Here is a 17,078-nt window from a genome sequence, read left to right on the forward strand (position 1 = left end):
ACTCCTGAGCCAGGCCGTACTTACCTGGTCAGTGACCAGGTAAGTACGGCCTGGCTTGCTGGCGGGGGGCTCTTTTCGTGCGTACTTTCGATGCTGTTGAGGGGGCGGAGCGAGTGAATCCCGCTGCCGGAGAAGGGGAGAGCTGTGTCCATCATCGAGACCGACGCCGTCCTGCATGAGGCGCATCGCGACAACCACACCCACCGTGATGTGAACGGCGGCTGGTTGCGCCCGGCGGTCTTCGGCGCGATGGACGGACTCGTCTCCAACCTCGCGCTGATGACCGGCGTCGCGGGCGGCTCGGTGTCCCAGCAGACGCTCGTGATCACCGGTCTGGCGGGTCTGGCCGCCGGCGCGTTCTCCATGGCGGCCGGCGAGTACACCTCCGTCGCTTCGCAACGAGAGCTTGTCGAGGCCGAACTCGACGTCGAGCGGCGCGAATTGCGTAAGCACCCGATGGACGAGATGGAAGAGCTCGCCGCGCTGTACGAGTCCCGCGGTGTCGAGCCCGGACTCGCCCGCGAGGTCGCCCGGCAGCTGTCCCGTGATCCGGAGCAGGCCCTGGAGATACACGCCCGCGAGGAGCTCGGTATCGACCCGGCCGACCTGCCGTCGCCGCTCGTCGCCGCCGTGTCGTCGTTCGGTGCGTTCGCGCTGGGTGCGCTGCTGCCCGTACTGCCGTATCTGCTCGGAGCGCATGCCCTGTGGCCCGCGGTGCTGCTGGCGCTCGTCGGGCTCTTCGGCTGCGGCGCGGTGGTGGCCAGGGTGACGGCGCGCAGCTGGTGGTTCAGCGGGCTGCGGCAGCTGGTGCTCGGTGGTGCGGCCGCGGCGATCACGTATGGGCTGGGCACGGTGTTCGGCGTGGCCGTCGGCAGCTGAGGGCTGTCCCGTCGGGGATGGCGGGACAGCCCCGAGGGCCTCTCGTGTGGATCATGCCGGGCTCTCGAGGTCCGGCCCCATCCGCGCGGAAGGCCTGGCGGCGACGCGGGAGCGCGACCGGGCCCGCGTTCGCTGTTCTGTCCTCGATGTGTTCTTGAAAGCCGGACGGGCTCGATGGTGGCGCCTGTCCGGCATTCCGTGTGGACGGTCCGGGACGTGTGCGGGCATCATGCCCGTAACCTGGGCGCCATCCGTGTGACGTACGTCTTGGCTGTCGCCTCTGGGCGGAACCCTTCCGCGTACGTAAAATGAGTCTGTATGCAGGGCTGCACATAAGTAGCCGTTACTCGGCGGTTTCGATTCCTTTTCCGCCGGGCATGAGCCGTAGACACCGCAGGCAACGACGCCTGCTCTCTGCGGTCCCCCCGGGCGCCGATCTTCCGACTGCGACCCCACCCTCCACCGCTCCGCGAGCGGTGTCCGCATGTTGGAACGGACTATCCGCTTCTTGAGAAGCGCTCCATTATGTAACCTGCATGAAATTTCGCAGAGGGCCAACGTCGTCCCTCGGCACTGCATATGCCACGACGACGACGGGAGAGCCGATGCGTTCCGACGCCTGGTCGCCCATGGACGGTCGCCCCGCCCAGCAGGGGATGTACGACCCCCGTAACGAGCACGACGCCTGTGGCGTCGGGTTCGTGGCCACTCTGACCGGTGTGGCCGGCCATGAGCTGGTCGAGCAGGCGCTTACCGTGCTGCGCAACCTCGAACACCGCGGCGCCACCGGATCCGAGCCCGACTCGGGTGACGGCGCCGGAATCCTGCTCCAGGTGCCCGACACCTTCCTCCGTGAAGAGGTCCCCTTCGACCTCCCGGAGGCCGGTGCCTACGCCGTCGGTATCGCCTTCCTGCCCGCGGACGACTCGACCGAGGCCGTCCAGAAGCTCGAGAAGATCGCCGCCGAGGAGGGCCTCAAGGTCCTCGGCTGGCGCGAGGTCCCGGTCACCCCCGATTTCCTCGGCAACGGCGCCCGCGCCACCATGCCCGAGTTCCGGCAGCTCTTCGTTGCCGACGGCACGAGCGCCGGCATCGCCCTCGACCGCAAGGCCTTCGTGCTGCGCAAGCGCGCCGAGCGAGAGGCCGGGGTGTACTTCCCCTCGCTCTCCGCCCGCACGATCGTCTACAAGGGCATGCTCACCACCGGGCAGCTGGAGCCGTTCTTCCCGGACCTCTCCGACCACCGCTTCGCCACCACGGTCGCGCTGGTCCACTCGCGTTTCTCCACGAACACCTTCCCGAGCTGGCCGCTCGCCCACCCGTACCGCTTCGTCGCGCACAACGGCGAGATCAACACGGTCAAGGGCAACCGCAACTGGATGAAGGCCCGCGAGTCCCAGCTGGCGTCGAGCCTCTTCGGCAGCGAGCAGCTCGACCGGATCTTCCCCGTCTGCACCCCGGACGCCTCCGACTCCGCCTCCTTCGACGAGGTCCTGGAGCTGCTCCACCTCGGCGGTCGCTCGCTGCCGCACTCGGTGCTGATGATGGTCCCCGAGGCGTGGGAGAACCACGACTTCATGGACCCGGCCCGCCGCGCCTTCTACCAGTACCACTCCACGATGATGGAGCCCTGGGACGGCCCCGCCTGCGTCACCTTCACCGACGGCACCCAGGTCGGCGCGGTCCTCGACCGCAACGGTCTGCGCCCCGGCCGCTACTGGGTCACCGACGACGGCCTCGTCGTCCTCTCCTCCGAGGTCGGTGTCCTGGACATCGCCCCCGCGAAGGTCGTCCGCAAGGGCCGCCTGCAGCCCGGCAAGATGTTCCTCGTCGACACCGCCGAGGGCCGCATCATCGAGGACGACGAGATCAAGGCGGGCCTCGCCGCCGAGCAGCCGTACCAGGAGTGGCTGGAGACCGGCGAGATCGAGCTGGAGGATCTCCCCGAGCGCGAGCACATCGTGCACACGCACGCCTCCGTCACCCGCCGCCAGCAGACCTTCGGCTACACCGAGGAAGAGCTCCGCGTCATCCTCGCGCCGATGGCCCGCACCGCCGGCGAGCCGCTCGGCTCCATGGGCACGGACTCGCCGATCGCCGCCCTGTCCGAGCGCCCCAGGCTGCTCTTCGACTACTTCACCCAGCTGTTCGCGCAGGTCACGAACCCGCCGCTGGACGCCATCCGCGAGGAGCTGGTCACCTCGCTGCGCTCCACACTCGGCCCGCAGGGCAACCTGCTGGAGCCGGTCGCCGCGTCGTGCCGCAGCGTCACGCTGCCGTTCCCGGTGATCGACAACGACGAACTGGCCAAGCTGATACACATCAATGCCGACGGCGACATGCCGGGCATGAAGGCCGCCACGCTCTCCGGTCTCTACCGGGTCGGCGGCAGCGGTGAGGCCCTCGCCGCGCGGATCGAGCAGATCTGTACCGAGGTCGACGCCGCCATGGAGGACGGCGCCCGCCTGATCGTCCTGTCCGACCGGCACTCCGACGCCGAGCACGCGCCGATCCCGTCGCTGCTGCTCACCTCGGCCGTCCACCACCACCTCATCCGTACGAAGCAGCGCACCCAGGTGGGTCTGCTGGTCGAGGCCGGGGACGTCCGCGAGGTCCACCACGTCGCGCTGCTGATCGGTTACGGCGCTGCCGCGGTCAACCCGTACCTGGCGATGGAGTCCGTCGAGGACCTGGTCAGGGCCGGCACGTTCATCGAGGACATCGAGCCCGAGAAGGCCATCCGGAACCTGATCTACGCGCTCGGCAAGGGCGTCCTGAAGGTCATGTCCAAGATGGGCATCTCCACCGTCGCCTCCTACCGCGGCGCCCAGGTCTTCGAGGCCGTCGGCCTGGACGAGGCCTTCGTCGCGAAGTACTTCAACGGCACCGCCACCAAGATCGGCGGCGCCGGGCTCGACGTCGTCGCCAAGGAGGTCGCCGCCCGGCACGCCAAGGCGTACCCCGCCTCCGGCATCTCCGCCTCGCACCGCGCGCTGGAGATCGGCGGCGAGTACCAGTGGCGCCGCGAGGGCGAGCCGCACCTGTTCGACCCGGAGACGGTCTTCCGCCTCCAGCACGCCACGCGCAACAAGCGGTACGACATCTTCAAGAAGTACACGGACCGGGTGAACGAGCAGTCCGAGCGCCTGATGACGCTCCGCGGCCTGTTCGCCCTCAAGACAAATGAGAACGGTAAGTCGGACCGCGAGGCGATCCCGGTCGACGAGGTCGAGTCCGTCTCCGACATCGTCAAGCGGTTCTCGACCGGCGCCATGTCGTACGGCTCGATCTCCCGCGAGGCACACGAGACCCTCGCCATCGCCATGAACCAGCTGGGCGGCAAGTCCAACACCGGTGAGGGCGGCGAGGACGCCGACCGGCTGTACGACCCGGCGCGCCGGTCGTCCATCAAGCAGGTCGCCTCCGGCCGCTTCGGTGTCACCAGCGAGTACCTGGTCAACGCGGACGACATCCAGATCAAGATGGCGCAGGGTGCCAAGCCCGGCGAGGGCGGCCAACTGCCCGGCCACAAGGTCTACCCGTGGGTCGCCAGGACCCGGCACTCCACCCCGGGTGTCGGTCTGATCTCCCCGCCGCCGCACCACGACATCTACTCCATCGAGGACCTGGCTCAGCTGATCCACGACCTCAAGAACGCCAACCCGGCGGCCCGCATCCACGTGAAGCTGGTCTCCGAGGTCGGCGTCGGCACGGTCGCCGCAGGTGTCTCCAAGGCGCACGCGGACGTCGTCCTGATCTCCGGCCACGACGGCGGAACGGGTGCCTCCCCGCTCACCTCGCTGAAGCACGCGGGCGGCCCCTGGGAGCTCGGCCTCGCCGAGACCCAGCAGACCCTGCTGCTCAACGGTCTGCGCGACCGCATCGTCGTGCAGACCGACGGCCAGCTGAAGACCGGCCGCGACGTCGTCATCGCCGCGCTGCTCGGCGCCGAGGAGTTCGGTTTCGCGACCGCGCCGCTCGTCGTCTCCGGCTGCGTCATGATGCGCGTCTGCCACCTCGACACCTGCCCGGTCGGCATCGCCACCCAGAACCCGGTCCTGCGGAGTCGGTTCTCCGGCAAGGCCGAGTACGTCGTCAACTTCTTCGAGTTCATCGCCCAGGAAGTCCGCGAGCTCCTTGCCGAGCTCGGCTTCCGTACGATCGAAGAGGCCGTCGGCCACGCCGAGCTGCTGGACACCGACCGTGCGATCACGCACTGGAAGGCGCAGGGCCTCGACCTGGAGCCCCTGTTCTACGTCCCGGAGCTGCCCGAGGGCGCGGTCCGCCACCAGCTGACCGAGCAGGAGCACGGTCTCGCCAAGGCTCTCGACAACGAGCTGATCAAGCTCGCCGCCGACGCCCTGAACGCGGACAGTGCCGAGGCCGCCCAGCCGGTCCGGGCCCGGATCGCGATCCGGAACATCAACCGGACCGTCGGCACCATGCTCGGCCACGAGGTGACGAAGAAGTTCGGCGGCGCGGGTCTGCCGCAGGACACCATCGACATCACCTTCACCGGCTCCGCCGGTCAGTCGTTCGGCGCGTTCGTGCCGAGCGGTGTGACGCTGCGACTGGAGGGCGACGCCAACGACTACGTCGGCAAGGGCCTCTCCGGCGGCCGCGTCATCGTCCGCCCGGACCGCGGCGCCGACCACCTCGCCGAGTACTCCACCATCGCGGGCAACACCATCGCCTACGGTGCGACCGGCGGCGAGCTCTTCCTGCGCGGCCGCACCGGTGAGCGGTTCTGCGTCCGCAACTCCGGCGCGACGGTCGTCTCCGAGGGCGTGGGCGACCACGGCTGCGAGTACATGACCGGCGGTCACGCCGTCGTCCTCGGCGAGACCGGACGCAACTTCGCCGCCGGTATGTCGGGTGGTGTCGCCTACGTCGTCGACCTGGACCGCGACAACGTCAACGTCGGCAACCTCGGCGCGATCGAGGAACTCTCCGACAGCGACAAGCAGTGGCTGCACGACGTCGTGCGCCGCCACCAGGAGGAGACCGGCTCCACGGTCGCCGAGAAGCTGCTTGCCGAGTGGGACAGCGCCGACGGCGGTGTCTCCCGCTTCAGCAAGATCATCCCGTCCACCTACAAGGCAGTGCTCGCCGCCAAGGACGCCGCTGAGCTCGCCGGTCTCTCCGAGCAGGAGACCACCGAGAAGATGATGGAGGCGGCGACCAATGGCTGACCCCAAGGGCTTCATGACCACCGGGCGCGAGGTCGCCGAGACCCGCCCCGCGGGCGAGCGCGTCAAGGACTGGAACGAGGTCTACGTTCCGGGCTCGCTGCTCCCGATCATCAGCAAGCAGGCCGGCCGTTGCATGGACTGCGGCATCCCGTTCTGCCACAACGGCTGTCCGCTGGGGAACCTCATCCCCGAGTGGAACGACTACGCCTTCCGCGAGGACTGGACGGCCGCGTCCGAGCGCCTGCACGCCACGAACAACTTCCCGGAGTTCACCGGGCGGCTGTGCCCGGCTCCCTGTGAGTCGGCGTGCGTGCTCGGCATCAACCAGCCGGCCGTCACCATCAAGAACGTCGAGGTCTCGATCATCGACAAGGCGTGGGGCAGCGGCGACGTCACCCCGCAGCCGCCCGAGCGCCTCTCCGGAAAGACGGTCGCGGTCATCGGCTCGGGCCCGGCGGGTCTCGCCGCCGCCCAGCAGCTGACCCGGGCCGGTCACACGGTCGTCGTCTACGAGCGCGCGGACCGCATCGGAGGCCTTCTCCGGTACGGCATCCCCGAGTTCAAGATGGAGAAGTCGCACATCAACCGCCGCATCGAGCAGATGCGCGCGGAAGGCACCAAGTTCCGCACCGAGGTGGAGATCGGCAAGGACATCGACGCCGCCAAGCTCCGCCGCCGGTACGACTCCGTCGTCATCGCCGCCGGTGCCACCGTCTCCCGCGACCTGCCCGTCCCGGGCCGTGAGCTGAACGGCGTGCACTTCGCGATGGAGTACCTGCCGCTCGCCAACAAGGTGCAGGAGGGCGACCTGACGGTCTCCCCGATCAGCGCCGAGGGCAAGCACGTCGTCGTCATCGGCGGCGGCGACACCGGCGCCGACTGCGTCGGCACCGCCCACCGGCAGGGCGCGGCCTCCGTCACCCAACTGGAGATCATGCCCAAGCCGGGCGAGGAGCGCAGCGCCAACCAGCCGTGGCCGACCTTCCCGATGCTCTACAAGGTCACCTCGGCGCACGAGGAGGGCGGCGAGCGGGTCTACTCCGTCTCCACCACCCACTTCGAGGGCGACGAGGAGGGCAACGTCCAGGCGCTCCACCTCGTCGAGGTGGAGTTCAAGGACGGCAAGCTGGAGCAGAAGCCCGGCACCGAGCGGCGGATCCCCGCACAGCTCGTCACCCTGGCCATGGGCTTCACCGGCACCGACCAGGCCAACGGTCTGGTCCAGCAGTTCGGCCTGGAGCTCGACGAGCGCGGCAACGTGGCGCGCGACGGCGACTTCGCCACCAACGTCGGAGGTGTCTTCGTCGCCGGTGACGCGGGCCGCGGCCAGTCCCTCATCGTGTGGGCCATCGCCGAGGGCCGCTCCGCGGCGCGCGGGGTGGACCGCTTCCTGACCGGGGCCAGCGCACTGCCGGCTCCGATCCGCCCGACGGACCGTTCCCTGATGGTCTGAGCATCACTCCGACAGACGTCCCGTACAACGGCGTACGGAACTGAACGCGGCGCCTGCCCGTCCCCGACCGGACGATTCGGCAGGCGCCGCTGCGCGTCCGGGGGCCCGGGGACGTCCGGGCACGTCCGTACCGGTCTCGTGCCGGCCCCGTGCCGGCAGTCCGGAAGTCCGACACGGCACCGAGGACCGGCTGGAGACCGGGTTCCTCGTGTCTCCACGACGACCGGGTGCTCGGACGGCGTCGGTGCGGTGGCGATCAGCTTCCTCGTCCCGGGCCGCATCGTCCCGGAAGTGGCCGACGGCGGCGGAGAGCCGGCGGAATGCTCAGGCCGCGCCGCCGGTCAGCTGCGACGTCTTGAGGACCACCAGGGCGACCAGCACCACGAACACCAGGCCGCACGCGGCGAATTGCACGGCGGTACGGCGCTTCGCCGGGGCGTAGGCGAGTGCGGCCGTGACGAGGCCGCCCGTCAGCAGTCCGCCCAGGTGTCCCTGCCACGAGGTGAACCCCGCGGAGATCAGCATCCAGATCAGGAATCCGGCCAGGAACCGGTTGACCGCCTGCATGTCCCGGCCGAGGCGCCGGTTGATGACGTAGAACGCCGCCGCCAGGCCGAAGATCGCCCCCGAGGCGCCCACCGTGAGGGCGTCCGGCGCGACCAGGTACACCAGCACCGAGCCGCCCAGCGCGGACAGCAGGTACAGCGCGAGATACCGGCCCCGGCCCAGCTGCTCCTCGACGACGCGGCCCAGGTTCCACAGCCCGTACATGTTGAAGAGGATGTGCAGCACCCCGAACGGCAGCGCGCCGAACGACGCCTCGCCCGGCGGGAGATGAAGGAACGCTCCGGTCAGCAGCCGGTACCACTCGCCGTCCACCACACCGATCGCGTGGAGTCCGGGGAAGTCACCGTTCTCGTAGATGTACTGGCCGCCGTGGGGTCCGACCAGACCCGCGCCGAGCATTCCGAACCGGTCGACGATCCCGGGGCGCACCAACTCGCCCAGATACGCGAGGATGTTCAGGCCCATCAGTACGTACGTCACCACGGGCACCGCCGTCCTCGACACCGCACCGCCGAAGACCGTGCGCGCCTGTCGGATCGACCGCTGCCCCTCCTTCACGCACGCCACGCAGTGGTGGCCGACCGCGGCCTCACGCATGCAGTCCGGGCAGATGTAGCGGTCGCAGCGGGTGCAGCGCACATACGTCTCGTACGACGGATGGCGGTAGCAGGTGGTGGCAGCGGCCTCCATGGCCGGCTCCTTCACGGGGGGACGGTGGCGGGCGGCCGTTGGGGGTCGGCGGCGATCAACATAGCGAACGCGGGCCGCGCGGACGTGGCCGGGTGCGGTTATGACGCCGCGGCCGGTCCCCCACGGTGACGTAACCTCGTAACTCCCTTCTCAGGAACGGAGTCCGTATGGCCGGCATCAGCCTCCGCAAGGTCGAGGAGACGGCGCCCGCGCTCGTCAGCCTCTACAAGAGCGCCGGGGTCTCCCTGCAGAAGCACCGGCTCAGCGGAGAGCGTGCGGCCGTCTATCTCGTGCTCGACTACTCCGGCTCCATGAAGGAGTACTACAGGGACGGCAGCGTCCAGGCCCTCGCCGACCGGGTGCTCGGCCTGTCGGCGCACCTCGACGACGACGGCCGCGTACCCGTCGTCTTCTTCTCCACGGACATCGACGCCGTCACCGACATAGCCCTCGACGATCACCTCGGGCGCGTCGACCGGATCGTCGCCGGACTCGGACACATGGGGAAGACCAGCTACCACCTGGCCATGGACGCGGTCATCGACCACTACCTCGACAGCGGCTCGACCGCACCCGCGCTCGTCGTCTTCCAGACCGACGGCGGCCCGATCAACAAACTCGCGGCGGAGCGCTATCTCTGCAAGGCGGCGAAGCTGCCGCTGTTCTGGCAGTTCATCGGCTTCGGCAACAAGCGAAGTTCGCAGTTCAACTTCCTGCACAAGCTCGACGAACTGGCCGTGCCCGCGCGGCGCCCCGTCGACAACGCCGGCTTCTTCCACGCCGGACTCGATCCGCGGCAGGTTCCGGACTCCGAGCTGTACGACCGGCTCGTCGCCGAATTCCCCAACTGGCTGACCGCGGCCCGGGCGCAGGGGATCGTCAAGTGATGCCGCGGGTGCTGAGGGCGGCCGACCGTACGGCCGTGCCCTGGAAGAACGGCGGGGGAGTCACCCGGGAGATCGCCGCTTCCCCCGAGGGCGCACCGCTGGACGGCTTCGACTGGCGGGTCAGCCTCGCCGATGTGACCGTGGACGGACCGTTCTCCTCGTTTCCCGGGGTCGACCGCACGCTGACCGTGGTCGAGGGCGCCGGGATGGATCTCATGGTGGGTGGCGAGCACCACATCGTCGACGAGCAGTACTGGCCCCACGACTTCCCCGGAGACCTGGAGACGGACGGGCGGCTCCTCGGCGGCCCCGTCGTGAACCTCAATGTGATGTACCGCAGGGAACGTACGGCGGCGGAGGTCGCGGTCGTGCGCGGCACCCTTCGGCTGCATGCGCCGGAGGGGGGCACAGCCCTGGCCGTCGCACTGGAGGACGGTGCGGTGCTCGACGGACAGGGCATCGAACTCGACTGCTACGACGCGGTGTTGATGGAGGGTGCGGCACCCGTGGTGCTCCGTACCCAGGGCTGGGCGCTGGTGATCACCCTGTCGCCGGCCGGTGGGCACGGCTGTGCGACCTCGGGTACCCGGTAATGGTGGGTCCGCGCGGTCTTCGGCGGTCCGGACGGCATGGGCAGCCCCAGCCTCCGGGCGACCGGCAGCATGGTCGCACCGAAGTTCTCCACGGCCTGTGACGACTCCCACAGGTCGAAGAGCTCCACACCCGAATCGGTCGCGATGCAGACGCGGGAGAGGCAGCCGGCGAAGACGTCGCCGGGCAGCGCCCGGAGTTCCCTGTCGAGAGCGTCGTACTGGTCTGCCGTGACGCCCGACAAAGTGGCATGCACGAAGATCGCCATCGGATTTCACCTCGGGTCGCGGGAACAGTCCCTCCCCGCCGCCACGGTGACGGCCACGTGCCTCGTACAGCACACCACGATCATGGCGGTACGGCATCCGAACCAGTGATGGCCCGGAAATCCGGACAGAAGATGTCGGGATTCAAGAGTTCGATGGAACCATGACATCGAGTTCATGGGCAGCGTTCCGGGCGGCGGAGCCGGACTTCGCCGACTCCGTTCAGGCCCGCTTCGGACAGCACAAGCACCACATCCTGGCCACCCTCCGCAAGGACGGTTCACCGCGCGTGACCGGACTGGAAGTGAACTTCCGCTTCGGTGAACTCTGGCTCGGCATGATGCCGAACTCACGCAAGGCGCTGGACCTGCGGCGCGATCCTCGGTTCGCGATGCACGCGAATCCGGGGCCGGACGACACCATGGAGTACGCCGACGTCCGGGTCTCCGGCCACGCGGTGGAGGAGACCGACCCCGACGTCCTGGCCCGCTTCATCGGGGAGGTGAAGCCGCCGGAGCCCTTCCATCTCTTCCGCACGGAGCTGACGGAAGTGGTCAGCACGGGGGTGGAGAACGAGGATCTGGTCGTCCGGACCTGGCGCCCGGGCAAGCCGCTGCGCACGATCCACCGCGGGACGGACGACGGCACCCCGCGCGAGATCCTCTGACGCCCGAGGCGGTGACTGCCGGGCCGGACGGGCCCGGCAGTCAGCGAGCCACGGCCCGATGGCTGAGGCCGGAGCGACCGCCGGGCCCCCGGGCCCCTCACCCGCCCCGCCACCACCCGCTCCCGGCACACCCCGACGCCGTCGTCCCCAGCCTCGCCATGCACCCGCACCCGGTGAAGGTCACCTCCGCCGAACTCCTCGACGAACTGACCCGCAAGGAGGCGTTCGGCCGGTACGCCGAACCATGGGAGATCGCCAACGTGATCGTCTTCCTGGCCGGCGGCTACTCCTCGTACATGACGGGCGAAGTCGTCCCGGTCAGCAGCCAACACGCCTGACCGGCCGAACGTCGCGGGAGCCGGCGGGGCATCCGCCGGGCGGAGAATGGGCGGGTGCCTACCAAGAAGAAGCCCCAGGTGACCCCCTCGCCCGAGCGGCGCCGCGAACTCCTCGACACCGCCGCCGAGGTCTTTGCCGCGCAGGGATACAACGCCACCACCGTCCGCAGGATCGCGGACGAGGCCGGGATGCTCGCGGGCAGCCTCTACTACCACTTCGATTCCAAGGAATCGATGATCGACGAGATCCTCTCCACCTTCCTCACCGAACTCCGGGACGGGTACGACGCGGTGCTCGCCGCCGGACTCGGCCCCCGCGAGACCGTCGAGGCCCTCGTCACCGAGTCCTTCCGGGAGATCGACCGGCACCGCGCCGCCGTCGCCATCTACCAGAAGGAGTCCAAGCACCTCGCCACCCAGCCGCGCTTCGCCTATCTCGTCGACTCCCGGCAGAAGTTCGAGAAGGTCTGGCTCGGCACGCTGGAACGCGGCGTCGCCGCCGAGGTCTTCCGCGCCGACCTCGACATCCGGCTCACCTACCGGTTCGTCCGCGACACCGTCTGGGTCGCGGCCTCCTGGTACCGGCCGGGCGGACAGCACAGCCCCGAGGAGATCGCCCGCCAGTACCTCTCGATGGTCCTGGACGGCATCGCTCTGCGTACGTAACCCACATTCACGGACCTCTCAGGGAGCGGCAGTCATGACCGCGGCCTACATCGTCGAAGCGGTACGCAGCCCGGTCGGCCGGCGTGGGGGAGGCCTCGGGGCCGCTCACCCCGCCGACCTCGGCGCCCATGTGTTCAAGGCTCTCGTCGAGCGCACCGGCATCGAACCGGCGGCCGTCGGGACGTCGTCCTCGGCTGCCTCGACACCGTCGGACCGCAGGCCGACGACATCGCCCGGACCTGCTGGCTGGCGGCCGGACTCCCCGAAGAGGTCCCCGGCGGGCGAACGTGACGATCATCGAACGGCTGTGAACCGGTCGCCGACGAGGCTTCCGCAGGAGCCCGCCGACCGGCAGCGTGGCAAGATCCACCGCTGGTCTGCAGAACGTGCTACGGTGGTCCGGTTGCAGTTTTGGTACCCATGAACTTTATGTGCGCCTGACGGGAATGCTTCCTCAGGCGCATTATTGTTTTCCGGCTTTCTCCGGATGGGGCTCAATGCGGCGACTTGGAATTCGTAAAGTGCGGATTTCCGGCACTGCACCTCTTGAGGAGAATGACATGGCTACTGGAACCGTGAAGTGGTTCAACTCGGAAAAGGGCTTCGGCTTCATCGAGCAGGACGGCGGCGGCGCCGACGTCTTCGCCCACTACTCCAACATCGCCACCTCGGGCTTCCGTGAGCTCCAGGAGGGCCAGAAGGTCTCCTTCGACGTCACGCAGGGCCAGAAGGGCCCGCAGGCGGAGAACATCGTCCCGGCCTAATTGCCGCGACGCGTACCTCGCAGCCGGGGCCCGCACCGTGAAGGTGCGGGTCCCGGCTTGTGCTGTCCCGGGGAAGTGCGCCGAAAGTCGCATGCGTGTGAGCGCGCACGAACACACCGGCCGGAATTCACGAACATTCACCGAGAATTCACGAGCCGGTACGCACGCTCCGTAGAGCCCCCAGCAGTCTCCAGCAGTCCCCCGTAGTTCCCAGGAATCCCCAGGAGGGCAATTCCGTATGACCCGCTCCGAACGCCAGGACCGACCCGCCCGCACCCGCCCGCCGAGGGGGCGCGGCACGGCCCCGGCACAGGCAACCGCTAAGGGTTCCGGCAAGGGATCCGGCAAGGCGTCGCCCCGTCGCAGGGCCACGCCGCCGCAGGGCGAATTCGCCCTGCCCGAAACCATGACCCCCGCACTGCCCGCCGTCGAGGCGTTCGCCGAGCTGGACATGCCCGCCGCCCTGCTGAAAACCCTTGCCGCGCAGGGCGTCACCGATCCGTTCCCGATCCAGGGCGCCACCCTGCCGAACTCGCTCGCGGGCCGGGACATCCTCGGCCGCGGCCGCACCGGCTCCGGCAAGACCCTGGCCTTCGGCCTCGCGCTCCTCGCCCGCACCGCCGGACGCCGCTCCGAGCCGCGCGCTCCGCTGGCACTCGTCCTCGTCCCGACCCGCGAGCTCGCCCAGCAGGTCACCGACGCGCTGACGCCGTACGCGACGTCCGTGAACCTGCGGCTCGCCACCGTCGTAGGCGGCATGTCGATCAGCAAGCAGGCCGGCACGCTGCGCCGCGGCGCCGAGGTGCTCGTCGCCACGCCGGGCCGGCTGAAGGACCTCATCGAGCGCGGCGACGCCCGCCTCGACCAGGTGTCCATCACCGTTCTCGACGAGGCCGACCAGATGGCCGACATGGGCTTCATGCCCCAGGTCGTCGGGCTGCTCAAGCAGGTCGAGCCGGACGGTCAGCGGATGCTGTTCTCCGCGACCCTGGACAAGAACATCGACCGGCTCGTCAAGATGTTCCTGACCGACCCGGTCGTGCACTCGGTCGACCCGTCCGCGGGCGCCGTCACCACCATGGAGCACCACGTGCTGCATGTGGCCGACGAGACCGACAAGAAGGCGATCGCCACCAGGATCGCGGCCCGCGACGGCCGCGTGATCATGTTCGTGGACACCAAGCGCGCCGCCGACCGCTTCGCCAAGCGGCTGCTGGCCAGCGGTGTACGGGCTGCCGCGCTGCACGGCGGGCGTTCCCAGCCGCAGCGCAACCGGACGCTCGACCAGTTCAAGAACGGTCAGGTCACCGCACTCGTCGCGACGAACGTGGCCGCCCGCGGCATCCATGTCGACGACCTCGACCTGGTCGTGAACGTGGACCCGCCGACGGACCACAAGGACTACCTCCACCGCGGCGGTCGCACGGCGCGGGCCGGGGAGTCGGGCAGCGTCGTCACCCTGGTGCTGCCGGAGGAGAAGCGGGAGATGACCCGGCTGATGGCCGACGCGGGCATCGCGCCGCGAACCACCCGGATCAAGTCCAGTGACGAGGAACTCACCCGGATCACCGGGGCGCGCGAGCCGTCCGGCATCGCGGTCGTCGTCGAGGTTCCCCAGCCGACCCAGCCGAAGCCGCGCACGCGGTCGGGCGGGGCGGGTGGAGCCGGAGGCGGCGCGCCGTTCCGTTCCGGCACCCGAGGCCGGGGCCGGCGCGGTGGGTCCGGCGCCGGAAGCGGAGCCGGGGCCGGGGCCACGCAGGGTGGCGGCGCGCGGACCGGCGGGGCGAGCCGCGGCAACGGTTCGGGCGCGTCCTCGGGGCGTGCGGGAGGCTCCGGGCGAAGCAACGGCAGCGCGGCCCCGCGGGGTCGCAGGGCGGCGTAGCAGCGTACGAGGTGCGGTGACCGGTCGACCCGGTCACCGCACCGAACCCCGTTCGGGGGTAGCCGGACAGGCTGGATCCAACCGCCTGTCCGGCTTTTTCGTTCCGTATCGTGGAGCGGCCCCCGAGCGGACCTGGCACCCCGCCCCTACACCCGCGACAGTCCCCTCAGCACCTCCCGCCTCCTCCATCACCCGTTCCACCAGTTCCGCAGAGCTCGGAAGATCCTCGATCAGCCCCGCCACCTGGCCCGACGCCATCACGCCCAGATCCGTCCGGCCGTCGACCATCGACGCCTTCAGGAGCATCGGCGTGTTCGCCGCCGGCAGCACCTGGCTCCACGACAGGTCCTTGCCGTGCTTCATCGCCATGCCGTCGCGCACCGTCCGGGACCAGCTCAGCCCCGAGATCCGCCCGAAGCCCGCCGCCCGGCGCACCGCCTGGGCCGGCGCCCTGGCGCGGCCCGCGTTCCCCAGCGCGGTGGCCATCTCCGTACGCAGCATCCGGTGCGGCAGCCCGTCCACCGCCGTCGTGACCGTGACGTCCTCGACGCCCGCCGCCTCAATCCCCCTGCCCGAGCCGGACCTGGTCAACCGGATGGCCGAGGACGCCGCGGCACGCTCCCTGTGCGTCCACTGCAACGCGTGCATGCCGACCATCTGCTCGGGCACCCGCTGCCCACGCGTGACCGCGCCGCTCACGGCAGGCGCGGACAGATCCGTTCCAGACGCTCCCTGACCGGGCCGTCCGTCAGGTACGCCACCGCGTCGACCGCCACCGACCGCGCATAACTGTCCGGCTCCGAGGCCCGCAGAAGCCGCTCCAACGCCGTTACCGCCCGCGCATCCTGACGGCGCGCCAGGCCCTGTGCCGCCTCCGCGACCGTGTCCGGATCCGCGTCGTCCAGCCGCTCCGCCAGCGCCGCGCGGAGCACCGGCGTGTCCGCGTCCAGCGCGGCCAGCGCCGTCGTCGCCCAGTCCCGCACCTCCGCATCGGTGTCCCGGCTCAGCCCCACCAATGCCGCGACCCCCTCCGCATGGTCACCGGACACCAGGTCGAACAGTGCCAGCGTCACCGCACGGCGTACCACCCGCTCCGGATTCCGCGCATGCCGCAGCACCTCCGGCAGGGCCACCGGGTCGCCATGGTGCCCCAGCCCCAGCACCGCCGACTGGATCAGCTCCGTATCCGTCGCCTCCCGCGCCAGCTCCCGCAGCAGCGGCAACGAACGGGCGGCAAAAGGCTTCGACCCGGTGTGGAAACCGAGCTGGGCCAGCACATCCGCCCCGAACGCCTGCCGCAACGGATCACCGTCGCTCGCGCACCACGCGGCGCCCGCCTGGAACGTCTCCTCGTCGCCCCGCCGCCAGAGCACCTCGACCGCCTCGTGCCAGTTGTCCAGCTCCGGGTTCCCGCCGCGCAGCGCCCGCGCCGCCAGCTCCGCGTACGGCGTCCGCAGACCCAGCTCCCCCTCCAGGACCGTGGCGATCGCACCGTGCCCCGTCTGCTGCTCCTGCCCCGCGAACGGCTCCCCGTCCCGCACCACTTCGACGGCCACCGTCTCCCCGCCGTCCACCGGCGTACGGCGCACCACCACCTCCGGCCCGTCCCCGTACATCTCCCGAAGCGCGCACCGCATCTCCTCCTCCACATCCAGCGCATGCATCCGGCGCGCCTCCCGCAGCGCCTCCTCCAGCGCGCCGGCCCGCGCACCCGCCCCGTGCCCCAGCAGCGCCCGTACCGTCTCCAGCGACCCGCGCCGCACCGCGAACATCAGCGGCGGTTCATGTCCCGGCCCCGGTCCCGGCAGATCGGGATCCGCACCACGGGCGAGCAGCACCTCCGCGGTCCGCGCATGACCCAGACCCACCGCCCACCGCAGCGCCGTGAATCCGAACTGCTCCCGCAGATCCGGTTGAGCCCCGGCCGCCAGCAGCGCCTCGACGACCTCCGTGTGCCCGCCGCACGCCGCCCCGCAGATCGGCAGATCGCCCGCCTCGGGACCGCACGCCCGGTCCGGATCGGCGCCCGCCGCCAGCAGCAGCCGCACCACACCCGGCCGGTCCGACACCGCCGCCAGATAGAGCGCCGTCGCACCGTTCTCGTCGACCGACTCGGCGGGCACCCCCGCACGCAGCAGCCGCACGATGGCGTCCTCACCCTCGTACAGGGCCTCGAACAGATTCCGGGTGTCCGTAATCGGATCTTCTGTCACCCATCGACTCTACGACGGAGGGC

The 17,078-nt window shown here is 70.1% G+C and carries 11 protein-coding genes and 3 pseudogenes; 11 read left to right on the forward strand and 3 right to left on the reverse strand.

The features are described from left to right. Positions 1–144 precede the first annotated feature (144 nt). From AB0I23_RS10400 to AB0I23_RS10410, 3 genes are all read left to right on the forward strand, one after another. Positions 145–879, forward strand: a complete 735-nt coding sequence (locus tag AB0I23_RS10400; RefSeq protein ID WP_359108705.1) for a VIT1/CCC1 transporter family protein — start codon at positions 145–147, stop codon at positions 877–879. 605 nt (positions 880–1,484) lie between these two features. Then, on the forward strand, positions 1,485–6,071 hold the full coding sequence (gene gltB, locus AB0I23_RS10405) for a glutamate synthase large subunit (protein WP_359108707.1): 4,587 nt from the start codon (positions 1,485–1,487) through the stop codon (positions 6,069–6,071). After that, the gene (locus AB0I23_RS10410; RefSeq protein ID WP_359108709.1) at positions 6,064–7,524 is read left to right on the forward strand and encodes a glutamate synthase subunit beta; all 1,461 of its coding nucleotides are present in this window, start codon (positions 6,064–6,066) and stop codon (positions 7,522–7,524) included. The genes gltB and AB0I23_RS10410 overlap by 8 nt, the downstream gene beginning before the upstream one ends. A gap of 324 nt (positions 7,525–7,848) precedes the next feature. Here the strand turns inward: AB0I23_RS10410 and AB0I23_RS10415 are convergent, their stop codons facing one another. Next, a complete protein-coding gene (locus AB0I23_RS10415) occupies positions 7,849–8,781 on the reverse strand; it encodes a rhomboid family intramembrane serine protease (RefSeq protein WP_359108711.1) in 933 nt (310 codons plus the stop codon). A 167-nt stretch (positions 8,782–8,948) separates the two neighbouring features. Here AB0I23_RS10415 and AB0I23_RS10420 point away from each other — a divergent pair, with 167 nt between their 5' ends. From AB0I23_RS10420 to AB0I23_RS10455, 8 genes and pseudogenes are all read left to right on the forward strand, one after another. Further along, positions 8,949–9,668 (forward strand): vWA domain-containing protein, encoded by a 720-nt coding sequence (locus AB0I23_RS10420; RefSeq protein ID WP_359108713.1) that lies wholly within the window; start codon positions 8,949–8,951, stop codon positions 9,666–9,668. Then, positions 9,665–10,261 carry a HutD/Ves family protein gene (locus AB0I23_RS10425; protein ID WP_359108715.1) on the forward strand — a complete coding sequence of 199 codons (597 nt, stop codon included), beginning with the start codon at positions 9,665–9,667 and terminating at the stop codon, positions 10,259–10,261. The genes AB0I23_RS10420 and AB0I23_RS10425 overlap by 4 nt, the downstream gene beginning before the upstream one ends. A gap of 427 nt (positions 10,262–10,688) precedes the next feature. Next, on the forward strand, positions 10,689–11,192 hold the full coding sequence (locus AB0I23_RS10430; protein ID WP_359108717.1) for a pyridoxamine 5'-phosphate oxidase family protein: 504 nt from the start codon (positions 10,689–10,691) through the stop codon (positions 11,190–11,192). Between the two features lie 134 nt (positions 11,193–11,326). After that, positions 11,327–11,530, forward strand: a pseudogene (locus AB0I23_RS10435) (SDR family oxidoreductase); the annotation flags it as partial. Between the two features lie 54 nt (positions 11,531–11,584). Beyond that, a complete protein-coding gene (locus AB0I23_RS10440; protein WP_359108719.1) occupies positions 11,585–12,196 on the forward strand; it encodes a TetR/AcrR family transcriptional regulator in 612 nt (203 codons plus the stop codon). A gap of 34 nt (positions 12,197–12,230) precedes the next feature. Further along, positions 12,231–12,475, forward strand: a pseudogene (locus AB0I23_RS10445) (acetyl-CoA C-acetyltransferase); the annotation flags it as partial. A gap of 281 nt (positions 12,476–12,756) precedes the next feature. Then, positions 12,757–12,960 carry a cold-shock protein gene (locus tag AB0I23_RS10450; RefSeq protein WP_003969786.1) on the forward strand — a complete coding sequence of 68 codons (204 nt, stop codon included), beginning with the start codon at positions 12,757–12,759 and terminating at the stop codon, positions 12,958–12,960. A gap of 238 nt (positions 12,961–13,198) precedes the next feature. Further along, positions 13,199–14,842, forward strand: a complete 1,644-nt coding sequence (locus tag AB0I23_RS10455) for a DEAD/DEAH box helicase (RefSeq protein ID WP_359108722.1) — start codon at positions 13,199–13,201, stop codon at positions 14,840–14,842. A 33-nt stretch (positions 14,843–14,875) separates the two neighbouring features. Here the strand turns inward: AB0I23_RS10455 and AB0I23_RS10460 are convergent. Continuing rightward, positions 14,876–15,400 (reverse strand): annotated as a pseudogene (locus AB0I23_RS10460) (hypothetical protein); the annotation flags it as partial. Positions 15,401–15,537: 137 nt separating this feature from the next. After that, entirely contained in the window at positions 15,538–17,055 is a 1,518-nt protein-coding gene (locus AB0I23_RS10465; RefSeq protein WP_359108723.1) for an ankyrin repeat domain-containing protein, read from the reverse strand. Positions 17,056–17,078 lie beyond the last annotated feature (23 nt).

The sequence above is a fragment of the Streptomyces atratus genome, from assembly GCF_040655115.1.
Lineage (GTDB): Bacteria > Actinomycetota > Actinomycetes > Streptomycetales > Streptomycetaceae > Streptomyces > Streptomyces atratus_D.

Bases quoted from the DNA above. Each gene is read 5' to 3' on its own strand.
- gltB (WP_359108707.1), top strand. From the start codon at position 1,485: ATGCGTTCCGACGCCTGGTCGCCCATGGACGGTCGCCCCGCCCAGCAG.
- AB0I23_RS10410 (WP_359108709.1), top strand. From the start codon at position 6,064: ATGGCTGACCCCAAGGGCTTCATGACCACCGGGCGCGAGGTCGCCGAG.
- AB0I23_RS10415 (WP_359108711.1), bottom strand. From the start codon at position 8,781: ATGGAGGCCGCTGCCACCACCTGCTACCGCCATCCGTCGTACGAGACG.
- AB0I23_RS10420 (WP_359108713.1), top strand. From the start codon at position 8,949: ATGGCCGGCATCAGCCTCCGCAAGGTCGAGGAGACGGCGCCCGCGCTC.
- AB0I23_RS10430 (WP_359108717.1), top strand. From the start codon at position 10,689: ATGACATCGAGTTCATGGGCAGCGTTCCGGGCGGCGGAGCCGGACTTC.
- AB0I23_RS10450 (WP_003969786.1), top strand. From the start codon at position 12,757: ATGGCTACTGGAACCGTGAAGTGGTTCAACTCGGAAAAGGGCTTCGGC.
- AB0I23_RS10455 (WP_359108722.1), top strand. From the start codon at position 13,199: ATGACCCGCTCCGAACGCCAGGACCGACCCGCCCGCACCCGCCCGCCG.